The following is a 19,750-nucleotide window of genomic DNA, read 5'->3' on the forward strand; positions in this document are numbered from 1 at the left end:
CTCCAACGCAGACGGGTCGGACCACGCGCTGCGAAGACGCCGCGCCGGCAACAGGGGGGAGGAACGCTGTGCCGGACCACCGGCAGCGCGCCATTTTAATGGGAATGATTCACATTTTAAACAGCCGGATTGACATTTTTTTAGCATCCGCTTGACACAAGCGAGCGCTACCTGGCTGTGGGGCCCGCAGATCGATCTGCATCCCCACGGTCCGCCATCGCCATAGCGATCCACCAGCGCGGACCCGATCCGGCCGTCCCAAGGAGAGCAGCACGGCCCGTTTCGATGGACTGTCTGTCCAGACCAGGCAACCCCGTGCTGCCACGCATCGGGCACGATCCCAATACGCCGATGCGGGATGCGCAGTTACAGGCGCTGACAAGGATCCGCGCATCGGCGCTGGCCGACGACGCGCACTGACGCGCGCAATGGTCCGCTGCACGATGCCCCCCCCTTTGCGCACGAGCCTCACAAAAAAGCCGGCTTTCGCCGGCTTTCTTCAGGCAATACGCAAGGCCTTACAGCGCCTTGGCCGCCGCAACCACATGCTCGGCGGTGATCTTGAAGTACGCGTACAGCTGATCCGCCGGCGCCGAGGCACCGAAGGTATCGATGCCGACCACATCGCCATCCAGGCCCACGTACTTGCGCCAGAAGCCGGTCACGCCCGCTTCCACCGCCACGCGCTTGCGCACCGCATTCGGCAGCACCGACTCGCGATAGGCCGCATCCTGGCGATCGAATACATCGGTCGACGGCATCGACACCACGCGCGTCTTCAGGCCGGCCGCGTCCAGGGTTTGCTTGGCTTCCACCGCCAGCCCGACTTCCGACCCGGTGGCGATCAGGATCACGTCGGGCGTACCGCCTTCGGCATCGGCCAACACATAACCGCCGCGCTCGATCAGCTTGAGCTGCTCGTCGCTGCGCGGCTGGTGCTGCAGGTTCTGGCGGCTGAACACCAGGCAGCTCGGGCCGTCCTTGCGGGTGATGGCGGCCTTCCAGCTCACCGCCGATTCCACCGCATCGCCCGGGCGCCACACATCGTTGTTGGGGATGTAGCGCAGCGAGGCCAGGTGTTCCACCGGCTGATGGGTCGGGCCGTCTTCGCCCAGGCCGATCGAGTCGTGCGTGTACACATGGATGGCGTGGGCCGGATTCAGCGCACTCATGCGCACGCCGTTACGCGCGTAATCGCTGAACACCAGGAAGGTGGCGTCGAACGGAATGAAGCCGCCATGCAGCGCCAGGCCGTTGGCGATGGCGGTCATGCCGAACTCGCGCACGCCGTAGTAGACGTAGTTGGCATTCGGGTCATCGGTGGCCACCGACTTGCTGGCCTTCCACAAGGTCAGGTTGGAATGCGCCAGATCGGCCGAGCCGCCGATCAGTTCCGGCAGCAACGGCGCGAACGCTTCGATCGCCAGCTGCGAGGCCTTGCGCGAGGCGATGGTCTGGCCGTCCCGCTGTGCCTTGGCGATATAGGCATCGGCCTGGGCGATGAAGTCGGCCGGCAGCTCGGCATGCGAGCGGCGGGTCAGCTCGGCAGCTTCGGCCGCATACTGCTTGCCGTACTTGTCGAACAGCTGCTCCCACTCGGCCTGACGCAGCGTGCCGGTGCCGTTGGCGCGCCAGCCAGCATAGATCTCCTCGGGAATCTCGAACGGGCCGTACGGCCATTCCAGCGCCTTGCGTGCACCCTCGAGTTCTTCCTGGCCCAGCGGTGCGCCATGCGAGGATTCCTTGCCGGCCTTGCTCGGCGCACCGAAGCCGATCTTGGTGCGGCAGCAGATCAGCGTGGGCTTGTCGGTATTGTCCAGCGCAGTCTCGATGGCGGCCTTGATCTTCTCGGCGTCATGTCCGTCCACATCGCGGATCACATGCCAGCCATAGGCCTCGAAACGCTCCGGGGTGTTGTCGCTGAACCAGCCGGCGGTGTTGCCGTCGATGGAGATCTGGTTGTTGTCCCAGAACGCGACCAGCTTGCCCAGGCCCCAGGTGCCGGCCAGCGAGGCGGCTTCGTGGGAAATGCCTTCCATCATGCAACCATCGCCCATGAACACCCAGGTGCGGTGGTCGACGATTTCCAGCTCCGGGCGGTTGTAGCGCTGCGCCAGCAACTTTTCGGCCAGCGCGAACCCGACCGCATTGGCAAAGCCCTGCCCGAGCGGACCGGTGGTGGTCTCCACCCCGGGGGTTTCGCTGCGCTCGGGATGGCCGGCGGTCTTGCTATGCAGCTGGCGGAACTGCTTGAGCTGCTCGATCGGCAGGTCGTAGCCGGACAGGTGCAGCAGCGCGTACTGCAGCATCGAGCCGTGGCCGTTGGACAGCACGAAACGGTCGCGGTTGAACCACTGCGGGTTGTTCGGGTTGTGCCGGAAGAAATCGTTCCACAGCATTTCGGCAATATCGGCCATGCCCATCGGCATGCCGGGATGGCCGGATTTGGCGGCTTCGACCGCATCGGCGGCGAGAAAACGGATGGCGTTGGCCAGCTGGCGGCGGGTGGGCTGGGTCATGGGCGTCTATGGAAGCGGAGGGGAACACCGCTGGAAGCGGAGACGCTTATTCTCCCACAGAGCGCGTTAGGGGGATGGGGAGTCGGGAGTGGAGAATTGGGAATGGGGAATCGGATGCAGTGTTGCGGGTTGGCCGCTATCGCTGCTCGCACCGCAACTCTTGCCCCCGGTGTGGCATGACCTCCCATTACACGTACCGATCGCAACAGCCCGCTTTACCCATTCCCGATTCCCAATTCCCTATTCCTCGCCCTTGGCAACCAGGGTCGTCAGCGCCAGATCGCCGGTCACGTTCAGCGCCGTCCGGCACATGTCCAGGAAGTGATTGACGCCCAGGATCATGCCGATGCCGACCGGGTTGACCCCGACCATCGCGCAGATCAACGCCACCACCGGCAGCGAGCCGGAGGGCACGCCGGCGGTGCCGATGCCGCCCAGGATGCACACCAGCATCACCATGAACTGCTGGCCCAGGCTCAAGTCCACGTTGAAGAACTGCGCCAGGAAGATCACCGTCACCCCTTCGAACAAGGCGGTGCCGTTCTGGTTGGCGGTCGCGCCCACGGTCAGCACGAAGCGCGACACCCGCGGCGGCAGGCCCATCTCGTCGGCCACGCGCAGGGCGGTCGGCAGGGTGGCGTTGCTGGAGGCGGTGGAGAAGGCCATCATCGTGGCCTCCTGGGTCTGCCGGAAGAAGCCGATCGGCGAGCGCCCGGCGAACTTCACCGCCAGCCCGTAGCTGACCACCATGTGCAGGCCCAGCGCCAGCACCACCACGCCCACGTAAGCGCCCAGACGGATCAACAGATCGAAGCCGAACAGCGCGGCCAGGTTGAACATGAAACAGGCCACCGCATACGGCGCCAGGCGGATCACCAGGCCGATCAGGGTCATCGAGATTTCGAAGATGCCTTCGATGCCGCGCTTGAGCGTGGCCACTTTTTCATCGGCGGTCAGCACCATGCCCACGCCGAACATCACCGCAAAGAACATCAGCGACAGGATCGCACCGTTGCTGGACGCCGCAGCGATCACGTTGCTGGGCACGATCGACAGCAGCATGTCCATGCCCTGCGGCTGGGTGCCGGAGCTGGAGATGATTTCGCGGGTGCGCTCGGCGTTCTGCTGGATCAACTGGTTGGCCAGTTGCGGATCCACGCCCGCACCAGGCTTGAGCACATTGACCAACACCAGCCCCAGCAACACCGCCACGCCGGACAGCACGATGGTGTAACCCAGGGTGCGCCACCCCACCCGCCCGAGCGCGCGGATGTCGCCCATTTCGGAAATGCCCATCACCAATGCCGAAAACAGCAACGGCACGATCAGCATGAAGATCAGATTGAGGAAGATCTGCGAGAACGGAGTGGTGACGTACCTGGTCACCATACGCACCCAATCGGCATCGCTGCCGGCCAGGTAGTAGACCGCCAGACCCAGCAGCAGACCGACGGCGAAGCCAATGCCCATCTTCCAATGCAGGGGCAGGCCCGGGCGGCGCGCGGCGGGGGATGCAGTCATCTGGTCAGGCCTTGATCTGGACACAAGCCCCGGAGCTTAACAAACGCCATCGACGCGGCCACCTACCCGGCCGGCCGCCACGCGCCCGCCCGAGGGTAGGTATTCCTCACGACATCCGGTGATGCAGCTGTTAGCGGGCGAGGACCCCTGCGACCAGCCCGCGGATCAGCCGCGCTGCAAGTGCTCCATCCGCAGTGCCCAGGCCTCATCGGGATGCGACGCGTAAAGCACCGAATCCATAGACCCAGGGCGTCATCTAGTCGCGCCAGGATGCGTGAATCAAAAGCCCGGTGAGTCGAGGGCGCGGTGCCCTCATCGCACCAGGAAGTTAGTCGGCTGCTTTATTGAAAGCGTTTCGCTCGGCTTGCCCGGGGAACTGATCGGACGCAACGTGATTCGAACAACGCACGCCATGCCCTGCTTGTAACTGCGCACACCGACCATCTGAACTGGTCATTGCCCGCCTACCGTCGCGGGACCTTACACGGCATGGATGCCGCGTAAGAGCTTACAAGGACGTACTTGCAGCGTGTCCCGCGATGGTGGGCGGGCAAGGGCCCTGCAGCCACGCCGCAGACCAAACGCCTTGCCTTGAAAAACGCTTTGCTTTAAGCAGCACAGTCAAAGAACCGCAGTCAGCGCGTCAAAACGAGGCGCAGCACGCCGGCTAACCAAGATCTGTCCACCGCTGCCGATGCAGCGACACCGATCAAGGCGCCGGCGGATACAGCGGCGCCAATACCTCCGGCTCCGCAGCGGTGGCGTGCCGCCAACGCGGCCCCTTGGCGAAGGCCTCACGCAATGCCGAACGTGCACTGCCCACGTCACCATCGCCGCCCCAGCGGGCGCGCTGCATCTGCGCCACCGCCGCGCGCTGGGCCGGGTCGCTCAACGCGGCCAGCACGCTGTCGATGTCGGCAACGCCGGCCATGCCACATAGCACCGCAGCCACATCGTCCATGCCGCCGGTGTCGAGCGCGCGTCGCAATTCGGCCACACCGTGGGTCACACGCCGGCCGGGCACAGCTGCATCGCCGGCATTGAGCACCGGCGCGCCGTGCGCACCGCCGCGACGCCGTGACAAGGCCCACACCAGGGTGGCAATCCACAGCAGCGCAAAGCCCATCGCCGCAGCGATCCAGCCCCACGGCCGTTGCGTGGCCGCCGGTTGCTGCAGGCTCAGCGTGCTCGCCGGGTTACCCGGTGACGGACTGGCTGCTGGCGCGGGCGCCGGTGCCGCAAACGCACCGGTACCGGCCGCCACATCCAGCGTCAGATCCGGCAGCGAGGCCGTCTTGGCCGCCGCCGCGCCCACATCCCACCATGCCACCTGCAAGCCGGGCACCACCAGCGGACCGGCGCGGTTGGGCACGATCGAATAGCGGCGGGTCAGCCGCAGCTGCGGCGAGCCATCCACGAAGCGTTCTTCGTACTGCGCCGGCTCGGCGAACACCTGCGCGTCGGGCACGCTCGGGGTCGGCAATTCTGGGAACTGCGCCTGGGTGGCGCCGCGCGCGCTGGCCTCCACCACGATCTGCGCCGCTTCGCCGGCGGTGGCGCGCTGCGGCGTGGTCGTATACCGCAGCTGCAGGCTGCGCAACGGCAACCACGGCTGCGGCGCATTGGCCGGTTGTGCACGGACCTGCAGCGGGATGCTGGCGCTACGCGCGCTCAGCTCGCCATTGCCGCGACCGAAGTAGTCGTCGAAGAAGCCCCCGACCGACCGACCGTTGAAGCGCGCCGACGGCAACACCAGGCGACCGCTGCGCTCGGGCACCAGCAGGTAACGTCGTTCGACCACGTTGTATTGACGGTTGTTGAGCACCTTGACCGAACTGACGTCATCGCCGATGCGCTGCAGCGATGCACCATCGGGCGCTTCCAGATCCAGCTCACCGGACGCCAGCTGCGTGGCGAAATACAGCCGCACCACCACGCCCACACTTTGCTGCACATAGGGCTGCGGATCGTCCACCTGCGTCTGGACAAACGCATCCTCATTGCCTTGCGCCGCAGCTGCTGCGCCGGGCGCGCTGCTGCCGGCATCGCTTGCCGAAGCGCCCACCTGCAACCGCAACGGTTCGGTGCGCTCGTTGCCGACGCGGATCGCCGGCACGATCAGCTCGCCGCTCTTGCGCGGCGTCAGCACCACACCGAACAGTGCGCGCACCGTCACCGACCCATTGGTCACCTGCATCTGCTGGTTGGCGCTCTTGACCCCCAGGGTGAAGTCGTTGCGCAAGGGCGTGTAATCCGGATCGACACCGCGTTGATCGGTTTCGATGTTCAACATCACCACGTCGCCGGCATTGGCGCTGTCGCGGTCCAGCCACGCGCGCGTGACGGCGCCCACCGGTGCACAGGTGAGCAGCATCACGCCGGTCAACATGCCGATCGCCGCGCGGCGCAAATGGTGTGTGCCGATCATCGTCCGTCCCGTTGCCTGCGTTCGTGTTCCAGCCTGAATTTGGTGCGTAACAAACTGCCCGGATCATCCGGCACCCGCCGCAGCCAGGCATCCACCGCCTGCCGCTGTTCGCGTTGCTCCGGCGTCTCGTCCGCCGCCGCTGCGGCGGCCTGCTTGCCGTCCGCATCGGCGCTCTTGTCACCGGCCTGCGCCATCGCCTGCTGCATCTTTTGCCGCTGCGCCGCGTCGGCCTGCTGCTGCGCCTTGGCATCGGCCGATTGTGGCGCTGCGTCCTGCTTGCTCTGCTCGCCCTGGCCGTTTTTGGACTGCTGGTTCTGCGAGGCTGCGTCCTGCGGCGTCTGCGCAGACGGCTGGTCCTTGCCATCCTGCTTGCCTTGCGAATCCTGCTTGCCTTGCCCGTCCTGGCCAGGCGTCGGGTCGTCCTGCGCGTTCTTCCCGGACTGATTCTGGCTGGCGCTGTTCTTGTCGGCCTGCTTCTGGTCCTTGGACTGGCCCTTGCCGTCCTGGTCTTTCCCATCCTTGTTGTTCTGCTGCTGACGCTTGCGCGCCGCATCCACCGCCGCACGATTGGCGATGGCGTCGGGCTGATCCGGGTGTTGCTTGAGCGCGCGATCGTAAGCCGCAATCGCTTCGTCGTACTGGCCCTGCCTGGCCAGCGCATTGCCGAGGTTGTACAGCCCCTCATCGGTGGGCACATTTTCGAAGGCTTTTTGTGCTGCGGCAAAATCGCCCTTGCGATAGGCCTGCACGCCGGCATCCAGGCGTTGCTGCTGCACCTGGTCGGCGCGTTGCCACAAGGTACCCTCGGCGGCATGTGCGGGCTGGGCCAACGGCAACACGCACACCAGGGCCAGGACCGCCACAACCGCACGCCGCCGGAACGCCAGCAGTGTCAGCAGCATCACCGGCAACAGCAGCCAGTAACCTTCGTCCAGCCAGGTCTTGCCGCCAGTGGATTCGGCGGTTTCATCGGCCAGTGGCTGTTGCGCCGGATCGAGCACGCCCAGCGCACGCAGGTCCGCATCGTCGGCAGTGATACGCGCATAGCGACCACCGCCCTGCCCGGCAAGGTCGCGCAGGCTGCCCTCATCCAGCCGTGTCTGCGCAATCTCACCCGTGATGGTGCGATAGGCGGCGCCGCGCTCGCTCCCCACGCCGAGCGCAGACACACTGAATCCACGCGAGCGCGCCAGCCGCGCAGAACTCGAGGCCGCACGGTCGGCACTGTCGCTGACCAGCAGGATCTCGCCTTGCTTGAAGCCGGCCTGCAGCAGCAACTGCGTGGCCGCATCGATTGCCGCATCGGCGCGCTTGCCGTCCACCGGCATCACCGATGGCGACAGCGCATCCAGGAACAACGCCACGTTGGCCGTGTCATCGGTCAACGGTGCAACGGTGAAGCTCTCGCCCGCATAGACCAGCAGTGCGACTTCGCCACCGGCCCGCTTGCGCAACAACGTGGCCAACTTGGCACGCGCCTGCAGCAGGCGCGAGGGCGGCAGATCGTTGGCAGTGATGCTGGACGACAGGTCCAGCGCCACCACCAACGGCATGCTGGAGTGATACACCGGCCGCTCGGTCTGCCGCCAGCTCGGCCCGGTCATCGCCAGCACCGCCAGCGTGTAGGTCAGCGCAGCCAGCACGAATCCCAGCCATCCACGCCGGCTGCCGGACACCAGCAGGGTCGGCAGCAGGTGTGCATCCACACTTTGCCGCCAGACATCGGCATCGCGTCGACGCAGCTGCCACAGCACCGCCGCCGGCACGATCGCCAGCAGCGCCCAGAGCAGACGCGGGCGCAACAGATGCAGCGACTGCAGCCAGCCAGCCAGTTCGGTCAGCGCGTTCATCGCCATCTCCGCGGCAACACGTAGGCCAGCAGCGCGATCACGATCGCAGCGCCCAACGGCCAGTAGTAACGTTCCACGCGCGGCTGCACCGACGGGCCGAGCGCCTTGACCGGTTCCAGCCGATCCAGCTCGGCATAGATGCCGGCCAGCTCTTCGGTATCGCGCGCACGGAAGAAGCGCCCACCGGTTTGCGCGGCGATCTTGCGCAAGCCGTCTTCGTCGATATCGTCGTTGCCCGTGGCCGGAATCGGCACACCGAACAACGAATAGCCGCCATTGCCGCCAAAGGCAATCGTATGCACCCGCACGCCCTGGGCCTTGGCGAGTTCGGCGGCCTTGAGCGGATTGAGCACGCCTGCGGTGTTGACACCATCGGTGAGCAACACCACCACGCGCTGGCCCTGCCTCTGCTCGCGCAGCCGTTTGACCGACAACGCGATCGCATCGCCGATCGCCGTTTCGCGCCCGGCCAATCCCACCACGCTGTCGGCCAGCTGGTCGCGCACGGAGGTCAGGTCGGCGGTCAACGGCGTCAACGCGTACGCCCGCTGACCAAATACCAGCAGACCGACCCGGTCGCCGTCGCGACGATCCAGAAAGTCCGACAACACCGCTTTTGCGGCCGTCAGGCGGTCCACTACCTTGCCGCCGAGAACCATGTCCGGCTCGCTCATGCTGCCGGACAGATCCACCGCCAGCATCATCTGGCGTGCCTCGCGCGGCGGCTGGATCACATCGCCCAATTGTTGCGGGCGCGCCAGCGCAGCGCACAGGAAGAACCAGCCCAGCCACGCCAGCCAGCGCGGCACCCGCAGCACCGGTGCACTCTTAGCCTGCGCGACCGCCTGCAATTGGTCGGCGTAAGGCACGCGCAGTGCCGCCGTATCGGCGCGGCGCTGCGGCCAGAACCACATCAGCAACGGCAGCGGCATCAACCACCATGCCCACGGCCATGCGCAGTGCGCCAGCGCATCCTGCCATTGCGACCACTGCAGCCAGTTCATCGCCGGCCTCGCATCAAACCCAGAAAGCGCTGCCGTGCCAGTGCCTGCACCGTATCCAGATCGATCACCGTCGGCGTACGTTGAAAACCACCGTCCAGCAGCGCGCGACCCGGTCCCTGCGAAAAGGCCCGCGTCTTACTTTTGCGCCCATCCAGAAACTGCAGCCATGCCTCGCCCTGCAGGCGGTCTGCCTGCGCATCGACGCTGCGCGCTGCGCGCCGCAGCAATATCGACAACGCTGCCAGGCGCTGTGCGGGAGTCGTTGCGCGCTGCAGTTCGGCATCGAATGCCGCCAGCCACAGACGCTGCCGCTGACGGCGGCGCCACCACCACCAGCCGACCGTGCCAAGCACCAGCACCACCGCCGTAATCACCAGCCACCAGCCCGGCGCCAGCGGCCACCACGACGGTGACGGCGGCAGATGGACATCGCGCAGCGGCAGCGATTGCGGTGCCATCGTCACAGGCTCCGCGCGGCAGCGCCGCCGCCCAGCCAGGCATCGCTGGCATCGTCGGTGGACAGGCGATGCAGGCGCACGCCGCGTGCCTGCAAGACCGAGGTCAACTGCTCCAGCGGCGCCACGAATTCGGCCTGCCAACGCGCCCGTCCGGCCTGCGTGGACAGATCGATCGCAATACGCTCGCCGCGCACATCGAAGCTCAGTGCGCGGGCCGGTGGCGCCAGCTCCAGGGGGTCGACCAGCACGATCACCACCACCTCGTGATGCAGGGCCAGCCCGGACCAGCGCGTGGCAGAAATCCTGCTGGCGCTGCGCGCATCGGCCAGCACGGTCAGCCGCGCGCCCGGGCGCAGTAGCCGCGCGGCATGGTCCAGTGCCACCTCCAGGCCCGCGTCGCCGGACGGCGGCTGCGCATACCAGCGCGCCAAGGCATCCAGTACCGGCAATACGCCGCGTTGCCCCGAGCGCGGCGCAATCGGCGCCTCGCTGGCAGTGCCGCGCAGGGCGGCAATGCGGTCGCCCTGCCGCTGCGCCAGCCACGCCGCAACCGCACCGGCACGTGCGGCCTGCACCGATTTGTAGCGCACCCGCGTGCCGAAGAAGAGTGCCGGCGAGGTATCGGCCACAATCAGACTCAAGCGTTCGCGCTCGGCCTGAAACAATTTCGTATGCGCACGCCCGGTACGCGCAGTGACGCGCCAGTCGATATGCCGCGCATCGTCACCCGCCACGTACTCGCGCGACTCGGCGTATTCCATCCCGCGCCCGCGCGTTGCCGCGGGCACCGGCCCGACCAGTCCATGGCGGCCACGCCCCGGCTGCCCGCGATGGATCGTGGTGCCGCGCAGCGCGATCAACTCCGCCAGCGTCGGCCGCAGTCCATCGCCGGCGATCGACGACGGCGCGGTGACAGGGGAAGAAGACGGCATCGAAGACATCGGATTCTGGTCAGAGGACGGCATACCTCAGCGACACGCTACCCGATCAGGGCAGCGGAATCTTTTCCAGCAGGGCGGCGACCAGGCGTTCACCATCCCAGCCTTCGGCAGTGGCCTCGTAGCTGGGCAGCACGCGATGACGCAGCACGTCCGGGGCGATTGCGCGGATATCGTCCGGGGTCACGTAGTCGCGCCCGGCCAGCCATGCACGCGCACGTGCGCAGCGCTCCAGCGCGATCGACCCACGCGGGCTCGCGCCCCAGGCGATCCGCCGCGCCAATGCCGGGTCGTAGCGCTGGGCATCGCGCGACGCGAGGACGATCTCGATCAGGTAGCGCTCCAGCTGCGGAGCCAGATGCACGTCCAGCACGACACGCCGCGCGGCAAAGACATCTTCCAGCGGGATCTTGTCGGGCACCGTTTCATGCTTTTCCAGGGTATCGCGCGCGGCTTCACGTGCCAGACGCAGGATCTCGGCCTCGGCATCGGCCTGTGGATAGCCGATACGGACATGCATCAGGAAGCGATCCAGCTGCGCCTCGGGCAACGGGAAGGTGCCCTCCTGCTCGATCGGGTTCTGCGTTGCCATCACCAGGAACAGCTGCGGCAGCGCATAGGTGTGCCGCCCGACGGTAACCTGGCGCTCGCCCATCGCTTCCAGCAGCGCCGACTGCACCTTGGCCGGTGCTCGATTGATCTCGTCGGCCAGCAGGATCGGATGGAAGATCGGCCCGGGCATGAACTCGAACCGGCTGTCCTGCGGCCGCCAGATCTCGGTGCCAGTCAGATCGGAAGGCAGCAGATCCGGGGTGAACTGCACCCGCGCAAAATCGGCTTCCAGCCGCGAGGCCAGCGCACGGATCGCGGTGGTCTTGGCCAGACCCGGTGCGCCCTCGACCAGCAAATGGCCATCGGCCAGCAAGGCGATCAGCAACCGTTCGACCAGCGCAGACTGGCCCACGATGCGCTGCGTCAGCGACTCGCGCAGCAAGGTGAATTGACGATGCAACCGGTCCTCGGCGGGCGCGGCAGCGGCTTCGGGGGGCAAGAGCGGCGGTGCGTTCATAGGCCCAGTGTGACCGATTCGAGCGCGATTGGTTCACTGCAGGCCAGGAAGATGTTCAGTGAGTGACCAGGGTCATGCTGCCGGGCACACCGCGGATGGCCGGCTCCTGCGGCACTCCGCAAGCCTTCCATTTGGGGAAGGACGTGGTTTCTCCACCCCTTTGATCCGGAGCACGCAAAGGAAGAAGGCCGCTTTCGCGGCCTCCCTTGTCTCCATCCTATCGAGCGCGTTTACCGCGCTGCGTTTGCAACCCGCAATACCTTGGGAGTTACGAAGACCAGTAGCTCGGCTTTCTCCTTGCTACGCCCGCGCTTCTTGAACAGATTGCCCAGGAACGGGATGTCTCCCAGGAACGGCACCTTCGAAACGCTTTCCCGATCAGTAAATTCGTACACGCCACCGATCACCACCGTTTCACCATCTGCCACCAGAACCGCCGTATTGACTTCACGACGATTGATTTCCGGCACGGTGCCGTACTGCGGCAGGTCAATGAATCGAGCGACCTCGTCTTTCTTCACATTCATATTAAGGAAGACACGATTATCGTTGGTGATGGTCGGCGTTACCTTAAGCTCAAGCAGCACTTCCTTGAACTGTACATTTGCTTGCGAACCGCCGCCTGCGACACCAGCGCCACTGATGGTTACGTAACCAATTTCACGCCCCTGCTTGATTACACCTTCGCGTTGGTTAGCCGTCACGATACGCGGGTTGGAGACGACCTCACCACGTCCTTCCTCTTGCATTGCCGACAATTCGATATCCAGATTGAAGTTGGAACCCAGCAAGGTATAAGCCAAGCCTGCCGCATTACTGTTTGTAAACCCGCCCGCCCCCAAATCAATATTCAAACCAGAGGGAAAAAGAAAAGCTGGCAATGTACTACTAGTACCTGGGGTTGTACCGGTGCGTGTGTTGTTAATCTCATTATTACGTTGTGCGAGCGTGTTACGGTAATTATTTGTGCTTTCGAGCGAGCCACTCAATATTCCGCGCCCAGTTGCACCTGATACCCCGAACCGCGCACCCAGATCGCGCGCGAATGTATCTGTCGCGATCACGATACGGCTTTCGATCAACACCTGATCCACGGGGCGATCGATATGCGAAATCAGCTCGCGCATCTGCGCGACCTTCTTCGGAATATCGCTGATCATCAACGTGTTGGTGCGCTCATCGGCAACCAGGCGGCCGCGAGGCGACAGGAATCCGTTGTCCTGCTGCCCGCCTTGCCCACCTTGACCACCGCCCTGACCGCCACCACCGCCACCAATCCCCTTGGCCTCCGTCAGCGCCTTGAAGATCACCGCCGCGTTGTGATAATTGATCTGCACGTAGTCGGTGATCAGATCCTCGCGATTCTCGATCGCGATGCGGGCGTCTTCCTTGTCCTGCTCGAACTTGGCCAGCTCCGGCTGCGGGGCGACCCACACCACGCCGCCGTCGCGGCGCTTGTCCAGGCCCTTGGCGCGCAGCACGATGTCCAGCGCCTGGTCCCACGGCACGTTCATCAGCCGCAGCGTGACATTGCCCTGCACGGTGTCGGAGGCGACGATATTGAGGTTGGATTCTTCGGCGATCAGCTGCAGCACGGTGCGTACCGGCACGTCCTGGAAGTTGAACGTCACCGGGCGGCCGCTGTAACCGCGCGCAGCGATCTGCGCCGCGGCCTGGGTGACGGCTGCGGCGCTGACGCCACCGACCGCGGGCTGGCCCTTGCGCGGAGTGATTTCGACCACGTATTCGTTGCCGGTCTGGTAGGCCAGCGAATCGAACGCGCCCTTGGTCGACAGCACCAGCTGCGACCCCGAGCCGGACGGCTTGACCTCGACACGTTGCACCGGCGTTGCGAAGTCGGTGACGTTGAGCGGGCGCTGCAGTTCGGCGGGCAACCGCGCGTTGCTGATGTCGACCAGCACGTTGTCGCCCTGCGTACGCAGGTCCGGGCTGGCGCCCTGGCCGTCGAACTGCAGGATCAGACGACCCGTGCCATCCTCGCCCCGTTTGAAATCGATCTTGGACACCGCCAGGCTCGCCGGAGCGGTCTTGGCCGGATCCTGCGCGGGCTGCTTCAGTGCCGCCGCCGCGACCGCGCCACCACTCGCCAGCGCCAGCGCGAACCCCAACGCGCAGGCCCGAAGTGCCACGTGGCGTCGAACCGGACGCAGCCGCTGGGCATTGGAAAACGTCATCGTGCTATCCCCTATCACTTTATTGATCATCCAGCGCGAGCGCGGCCGGCCGTTCAAGCCATCCACCCGCACCGTCCGGCACAAGTTCAATCAGCTCGATGCGGTCTTCGTAGACCCCGGTGACCCGGCCATCGCTCTGTCCCAGATACACACCCGGCCGTACCCGGTAGGTCACCTTGTCCGGTGCCATGACCAGGGCAACCAGGCCTGCGCCGCCACCAATGGTCCCCACCATGTCGAGGGCGTCGAGCGGATAGGCTTCCAGCGGCTCCTTGCGCCGGTTCGGATCCGGACGCGTGCCATTGCCGCCTTCGGCACTGACCCAGGCATCGCTGAACGGGTCGCGCATCGACTGCGCCGCATATTCGAACGTCTCGAACTGCTGCATCACCGGCAATGGCTCCAACGGCGGCGCCGGACGTGCGCGCACCTCGGCAACCCAGGCTTCCAGATTCGGCGCATCGCCCGGGGTGCTGGTCACACCGCGCGTACACGCCGGCAATACAGCCATTAGCGCCACGCAGGACAGGATCTTGAGCAGTCTCATGGTCATTGGCCGCCCTTCTTCGCAGCGTCGGCCGCCGCCTTCTCCTGCTCGGCCATTTCCTCATCGTCCAGATAACGATAGGTCTTGACCGTGCCGGACAGTTCCAGCGCCCCGCGCGGCGTGATGCCGGCCTTGGGATCCTTCGGCTTGAGGTTGATGTCGTGCATGGTCAGGATCACCACGCGCGGCAGCGACGCCACGCCGCTGACGAAGGCACCGAACTGGTGGTAACTGCCCACCATGCGCAAGGCGATCGGCTTTTCGGCGTAGAACTCCTTCGGCGACTCCGGGCCCGGCTGGAACAACTCGTTGGACAGGCCGCTGGACAACGCGGTCTGCGAGATGTCGATGATCAGATCCGGCATTTCGGTCTTGCTGGGCAGCTGGCGCAGCATCTGCTGCAGCACCTGCTCCATCTGCGCGAGCTGCTGCTTGAGCGGCTCCAGATTCACCGCACGGCCCTGCTGGGTCTCGAACTCGGTGCGCAGCTGCGTTTCGGTGCCTTCCAGGCTTTCGAGTTCATCGCGCTTGCCGCTGATCAGCAGGAACCAGGCCAGCACCATGATGAACAGGCCGACCACCACGCAGAACACGATGCGTGCCTGCTGCGGCCAGCCGCCGATGTTGTTGAAATCCAGATCGCTGAGCTTGAATGCTTTCTTACTCATGACGCCGCCCCCTCCTGCGGCCGATTGGCTGGCACCGGCGCTGGCTGCACAGGCGCAGCGGCCGGCGGCGTGGCAGGTGCAGGCGCTGCAGGTGTCGCCGCTGGCGCGCCCGCGGGTGCGGTCCCGGCCGGCGTTGCGCCCGGCGCTTGCGCATCGACCGGTGCGGTGCCGTTCTTGTCAGCCTCGTTCGGATTGGCCAGCTTGACCTTGAGCGTGAATACGTACGGCAGCGCCGTGGTGTCCGTCGCAGATGCGGCAGGCTGCCCGGTCTTGTCCTGGCTCTTGGCCTCGATGATCGACAGGTCCGGATTGGTCATCCAGCCCGAGCCTTCCAGGTTGCGCATGTAGGCACTGACGCGCGCATTGGACTGCGAGCGACCTTCCAGGGTGAGGATGTCGCCGTCCTGCTTGATGTTGGTCAAGGCCACGCCATCGGGAATGGTGCGCACCAGCGAGTCGAACAGGTGCACCATCTGCGAGCGATTGGCCTGCAGTTCCTCGATCACCTTCTTGCGGGCGAGCAGACGGTCCTTCTTCTTGTCGAGCTCCTTGATCTCTTCGTTCTGCGCCTTAACCTTGTCGATTTCGGTGGTCAGGAACGCATTGCGCTCGGTCTGGCCGCTGATCTGCGCGTCGTAGTAGAACCAGATCAGTGCAGACAGCAGCACTCCGCCCAGCGCGGCGAAGCCCAGCATCGAATAGAACTCGCGCTCGCGCGCCTTCCGGCGCTCGGCGCGCCAGGGCAATAGATTGATTCTTGCCATCAGTCAAAGCTCCTCAGGGCCAGGCCGGTGGCAATCATCAATGCAGGTGCATCCAGCGCCAGCGCATGGGCCTGGACCTTCGGGCCCAGCGTCATCTGCGCAAGCGGGTTGGCGACCACGGTGGTCACGCCGAGCTGCTCTTCCACCATTTCCGGCAGGCGCGACAGCGCCGCGCAACCACCGGCCAGCACGATGCAGTCGACGCGATTGAATTCGCTGCCTGCGTAGAAGAACTGCAGCAAACGGCTGATCTGCTGCACCGTCGCCTCCTTGAACGGCTCCAGCACTTCGACCTCGTAGCTTTCCGGCAAACCGCCCTGACGCTTGGCCAGGCCGGCTTCTTCGTAGGTCAGCCCGTACCGGCGCATCACCTCGTCGGTGAGCTGCTTGCCGCCGAAGACCTGCTCGCGGCTATACAGGCTGCGTCCGGCGCGCAGCACGCTCAACGTGGTCATGGTGGCGCCGATGTCCACCAGCGCCACCACTGCATCGGCAGCCACCGGCAGCTCGCTGGCGACCAGGGCGAAGGCGTTCTCGACCGCGAAGGCCTCCACGTCCATGACCTTGGCGACCAGGCCACCCAGTTCCAGCGCGGACTGGCGCAGTTCCACATTCTCCGAACGCGAGGCCGCCAGCAGCACCTGGACCATGTCCGGGCTGTTGGGCATCGGGCCGAGCACCTCGAAGTCGAGATTCACTTCCTCGATCGGGTACGGGATGTAATTGGTGGCTTCCAGTTCGACCTGCGCTTCCAGATCGCTGTCGTCCAGATCGGCCGGCATCGGGATCAGCTTGGTGATCACCGCCGACCCGGCCACCGCGGCTGCGGCATTCTTGGCCTTGCTGCCGGAACGGTTGATGGCGCGGCGGATGGCCTCGCCCACCGCCTCGACTTCGACGATGTTCTTTTCCACGACCGCATTCGGCGGCAACGGCTCTACGGCGTAATGTTCCACGCGGAAACGATTCCCGCTGCGCGACAGCTGCAGGAGCTTGACCGCAGTGGAACTGATATCGACACCAATAAGTGGCGACTGACTCTTGGGTAGAAGCCCCACGGAAACTCCCCTGCCGATGGGCACTTGGACGCAGTCTGCGCCCTCGTATTAATAATCAAATTTTAACAGTAGACAAGCCCTTCACGCGCGAGGCAATGGCCCCGCGACCGTGACCCCAGTGCTGTCTGCTGCGATCCCCAGAGTTCGGCCCCAGCCAAACCCGGCGTCATCTATACTCTGTGACCAAGAAATCTGCAATCGGAATCTCTCTCAACATGCCCCGTATTCGTCGTTGGCTGGGCTGGATCCTGGCCGCGTTCGTGGTGCTCGCCCTGCTTGGCGCTATTGCTGCCGGCGGCCTGTATTACGCCGTTTCCTCCAAGCTGCCGGACGTGCAGTCGCTCAAGCAGGTCGAACTGCAGGAGCCGATGTATGTCTACTCCAGCGATGGCCGCCTGATGGCCGTCTATGGCGAGACCCGGCGCTATCCCATCCAGATGAAGGACGTGCCGCTGCGCCTGAAGCAGGCCTTCCTGGCCACCGAGGATGCGCGCTTCTACGAGCACGGCGGTGTGGATTACAAGGGCATCGCCCGCGCGGTGTGGCTGCTGGCCAGCACCGACGCCAAGCGGGTGCCGGGTGGTTCGACCATTACCCAGCAGGTGGCACGGCAATTCTTCCTCAGTTCCGAGTACAGCTACACCCGCAAGCTGGCCGAGATCCTGCTGGCGCGCAAGATCGAAAGTGAGCTGAGCAAGGACGAGATCTTCGAGCTGTATCTCAACAAGAGCTTCTTCGGCAACCGCGCCTACGGCGTGGGCGCTGCGGCCGAGTACTACTACGGCAAGAAGATGAGCGAACTGAGCCTGGACGAGATGGCCTCGCTGGCCGGCATCCCCAAGTTCCCGTCCAGCGGCAACCCGATCAGCAATCCGGAGCGTGCCCAGGAACGTCGCGATTACTACGTGCTGCAACGCATGGCCGACCTGGGCTTTGTCAGCCAGGCCGAAGCCGATGCGGCCAAGGCGGTGCCGATGCACGCCAAGCCGCATGAGCCGCCGGTCGAGGTCTACGCCCCGTACGTGGCCGAGCTGGTGCGCCAGGAAATGATCGCCAAGTACGGCGGCGATGTGCTCAACAAGGGTTACCACGTCACCACCACCATCGATGCCACGCTGCAGACCGGCGCCGATGCAGCGGTTGCCGACGGCCTGCGCCTGTACGACCACCGGCATGGCTGGCATGGCGTCGAACAGCATTTCGATGTCCCCGCCGACGCGGATGCAGCGACACTGGCCAAGCATCTGTCCGGCGTGTTCACCCAGGGCGGCCTGCGCGCGGTGATCGTGGCGCGCACCAATGCCGACGGCGGCGTGACCGTCGTGCAGAGTGACAAGACCGAGCTGACCCTGCCGGCCAGCGCCAGCCGCTGGACCAACAAGACCCCGGCCAAGTTGCTGACGCGCGGCGACCTGACCCGCATCCGCGCCGGCGAAAAAGACGGCGAATGGATCATCGACCAATTGCCGCGCGGCCAGGCCGCGCTGGTGTCGCTGGATGCCAACAGCGGCGCGCTGCGCGCGCTGGTCGGCGGTTTCAGCTTCGCCGGCAACAAGTTCAACCGTGCCACCCAGGCACGCCGCCAGCCGGGTTCCAGCTTCAAGCCGTTCGTATATGCGGCTGCGTTCGAAAAGGGCTTCAACCCCGCCTCGATCGTGCTCGATGCCCCGGTGGTGTTCCGCGACCGCCGCGGCAAGACCTGGTCGCCGCAGAACGACGGCGGCGGCTTCCGCGGCCCGATGCGGCTGCGCGAGGCGTTGGTGCAATCGCGCAACCTGGTGTCGGTCCGCTTGCTGGACGCGATCAGCGTCGATTTCGCACGTAAATACATCAGCCAGTTCGGCTTCCAGGAGGCCGAGCTGCCGCCCAACCTGTCGATGTCACTGGGTACCGCGTCGCTGACGCCATTGTCGGTCGCGCGTGGCTATGCAGTGTTCGCCAACGGCGGCTCGCGCGTGGACACCTGGATCGTGGACGAGGTCAAGGACCGCGACGGCAATGTCGTCTTCAAGGAAGTGCCGGCAGTGGCCTGCCGTACCTGCGCGTTGCAGGGCGGCAATGTCGCACCGGTAAGCCAGGTGGTGGACGGTTTCAACTTCGGCGCCCCTGCGCTGCCCAAGTCGATCGAGCCGACCACGGCCACGCCGGCGGAGACCGCCCCGGCAGCCACTGCCGAAACCAAGATCGCGCCGCGCGCCATCGACGAGCGCACTGCCTACCAGCTGGTGTCGATGATGCGCGACGTGGTCCAGCGCGGCACCGGTACCGCGGCCAAGGTGCTGGGGCGTGAGGACGTCGGCGGCAAGACAGGCTCGACCAACGATCACCGTGACGCCTGGTTCTCCGGCTTCGGCGGTCCCTATGCCACCACGGTCTGGGTGGGCCGCGACGACTTCCGCTCGCTCGGCTATCGCGAATACGGCGGCAAGGCCGCATTGCCGATCTGGATCGAGTACATGCGCGTGGCCCTGAAGGACAAGCCGATCGCCGCCAACGACCCGCCCGACGGCATGACCCAGGCCACCATCAATGGCGCGGTGGAATGGGTGAAGAACGAGGACCTGGATCGCCTGCAGGATTACGACTACGGCCTGCAGGAGCAGCAGGACGAGAAGGCGTTCGATATTTTCTGAGTGCCGGGATTCCGAAATCGGGAATCGAGAATGGGGAATCGGAACGGCGCAGGCCGGCCGATTCCCCGGGCTCGGCACGCAGCGGCAGCGATGGTGCA

14 protein-coding genes are annotated in these 19,750 nt (G+C 65.4%); 1 reads left to right on the forward strand and 13 read right to left on the reverse strand.

Translation table 11 applies throughout. The features are described from left to right. Window positions 1-518 precede the first annotated feature (518 nt). From tkt to H7A86_RS15985, 13 genes are all read right to left on the reverse strand, one after another. A complete protein-coding gene (tkt, locus tag H7A86_RS15925) occupies window positions 519-2,519 on the reverse strand; it encodes a transketolase (RefSeq protein WP_119131029.1) in 2,001 nt (666 codons plus the stop codon). A gap of 240 nt (window positions 2,520-2,759) precedes the next feature. Next, window positions 2,760-4,040, reverse strand: a complete 1,281-nt coding sequence (locus tag H7A86_RS15930; RefSeq protein ID WP_180707915.1) for a dicarboxylate/amino acid:cation symporter — start codon at window positions 4,038-4,040, stop codon at window positions 2,760-2,762. A 709-nt stretch (window positions 4,041-4,749) separates the two neighbouring features. Next, window positions 4,750-6,468 (reverse strand): BatD family protein, encoded by a 1,719-nt coding sequence (locus H7A86_RS15935; RefSeq protein WP_119131028.1) that lies wholly within the window; start codon window positions 6,466-6,468, stop codon window positions 4,750-4,752. Further along, the gene (locus H7A86_RS15940) at window positions 6,465-8,318 is read right to left on the reverse strand and encodes a tetratricopeptide repeat protein (RefSeq protein WP_180707916.1); all 1,854 of its coding nucleotides are present in this window, start codon (window positions 8,316-8,318) and stop codon (window positions 6,465-6,467) included. The genes H7A86_RS15935 and H7A86_RS15940 overlap by 4 nt, the downstream gene beginning before the upstream one ends. Further along, on the reverse strand, window positions 8,315-9,322 hold the full coding sequence (locus H7A86_RS15945) for a vWA domain-containing protein (protein ID WP_119131026.1): 1,008 nt from the start codon (window positions 9,320-9,322) through the stop codon (window positions 8,315-8,317). The genes H7A86_RS15940 and H7A86_RS15945 overlap by 4 nt, the downstream gene beginning before the upstream one ends. Then, complete coding sequence (locus H7A86_RS15950) at window positions 9,319-9,780, reverse strand: DUF4381 domain-containing protein (protein WP_119131480.1); 462 nt, start codon at window positions 9,778-9,780, stop codon at window positions 9,319-9,321. Before H7A86_RS15950 ends, H7A86_RS15945 begins: the two co-directional genes overlap by 4 nt. 2 nt (window positions 9,781-9,782) lie before the next feature. Continuing rightward, a complete protein-coding gene (locus H7A86_RS15955; protein WP_104584787.1) occupies window positions 9,783-10,745 on the reverse strand; it encodes a DUF58 domain-containing protein in 963 nt (320 codons plus the stop codon). Window positions 10,746-10,767: 22 nt separating this feature from the next. Next, entirely contained in the window at window positions 10,768-11,787 is a 1,020-nt protein-coding gene (locus H7A86_RS15960) for an AAA family ATPase (RefSeq protein WP_104584784.1), read from the reverse strand. Window positions 11,788-12,017: 230 nt separating this feature from the next. Beyond that, the gene (locus H7A86_RS15965) at window positions 12,018-13,982 is read right to left on the reverse strand and encodes a type IV pilus secretin PilQ (RefSeq protein ID WP_119131025.1); all 1,965 of its coding nucleotides are present in this window, start codon (window positions 13,980-13,982) and stop codon (window positions 12,018-12,020) included. Between the two features lie 19 nt (window positions 13,983-14,001). Beyond that, window positions 14,002-14,535, reverse strand: a complete 534-nt coding sequence (locus H7A86_RS15970; protein ID WP_104584778.1) for a pilus assembly protein PilP — start codon at window positions 14,533-14,535, stop codon at window positions 14,002-14,004. Continuing rightward, window positions 14,532-15,197 carry a type IV pilus inner membrane component PilO gene (locus H7A86_RS15975; RefSeq protein ID WP_104584775.1) on the reverse strand — a complete coding sequence of 222 codons (666 nt, stop codon included), beginning with the start codon at window positions 15,195-15,197 and terminating at the stop codon, window positions 14,532-14,534. Before H7A86_RS15975 ends, H7A86_RS15970 begins: the two co-directional genes overlap by 4 nt. After that, complete coding sequence (locus H7A86_RS15980) at window positions 15,194-15,961, reverse strand: PilN domain-containing protein (RefSeq protein ID WP_104648860.1); 768 nt, start codon at window positions 15,959-15,961, stop codon at window positions 15,194-15,196. The genes H7A86_RS15975 and H7A86_RS15980 overlap by 4 nt, the downstream gene beginning before the upstream one ends. Continuing rightward, window positions 15,961-17,019, reverse strand: a complete 1,059-nt coding sequence (locus H7A86_RS15985; RefSeq protein ID WP_119131024.1) for a pilus assembly protein PilM — start codon at window positions 17,017-17,019, stop codon at window positions 15,961-15,963. Before H7A86_RS15985 ends, H7A86_RS15980 begins: the two co-directional genes overlap by 1 nt. A gap of 215 nt (window positions 17,020-17,234) precedes the next feature. On the opposite strand from H7A86_RS15985, the gene H7A86_RS15990 reads away from it, so the two are divergent. Beyond that, window positions 17,235-19,652, forward strand: coding sequence for a penicillin-binding protein 1A (locus H7A86_RS15990; RefSeq protein ID WP_119131023.1), 2,418 nt, complete (start codon window positions 17,235-17,237; stop codon window positions 19,650-19,652). Window positions 19,653-19,750 lie beyond the last annotated feature (98 nt).

Source organism: Xanthomonas euroxanthea, assembly GCF_903989455.1.
Taxonomy (GTDB): domain Bacteria; phylum Pseudomonadota; class Gammaproteobacteria; order Xanthomonadales; family Xanthomonadaceae; genus Xanthomonas; species Xanthomonas euroxanthea.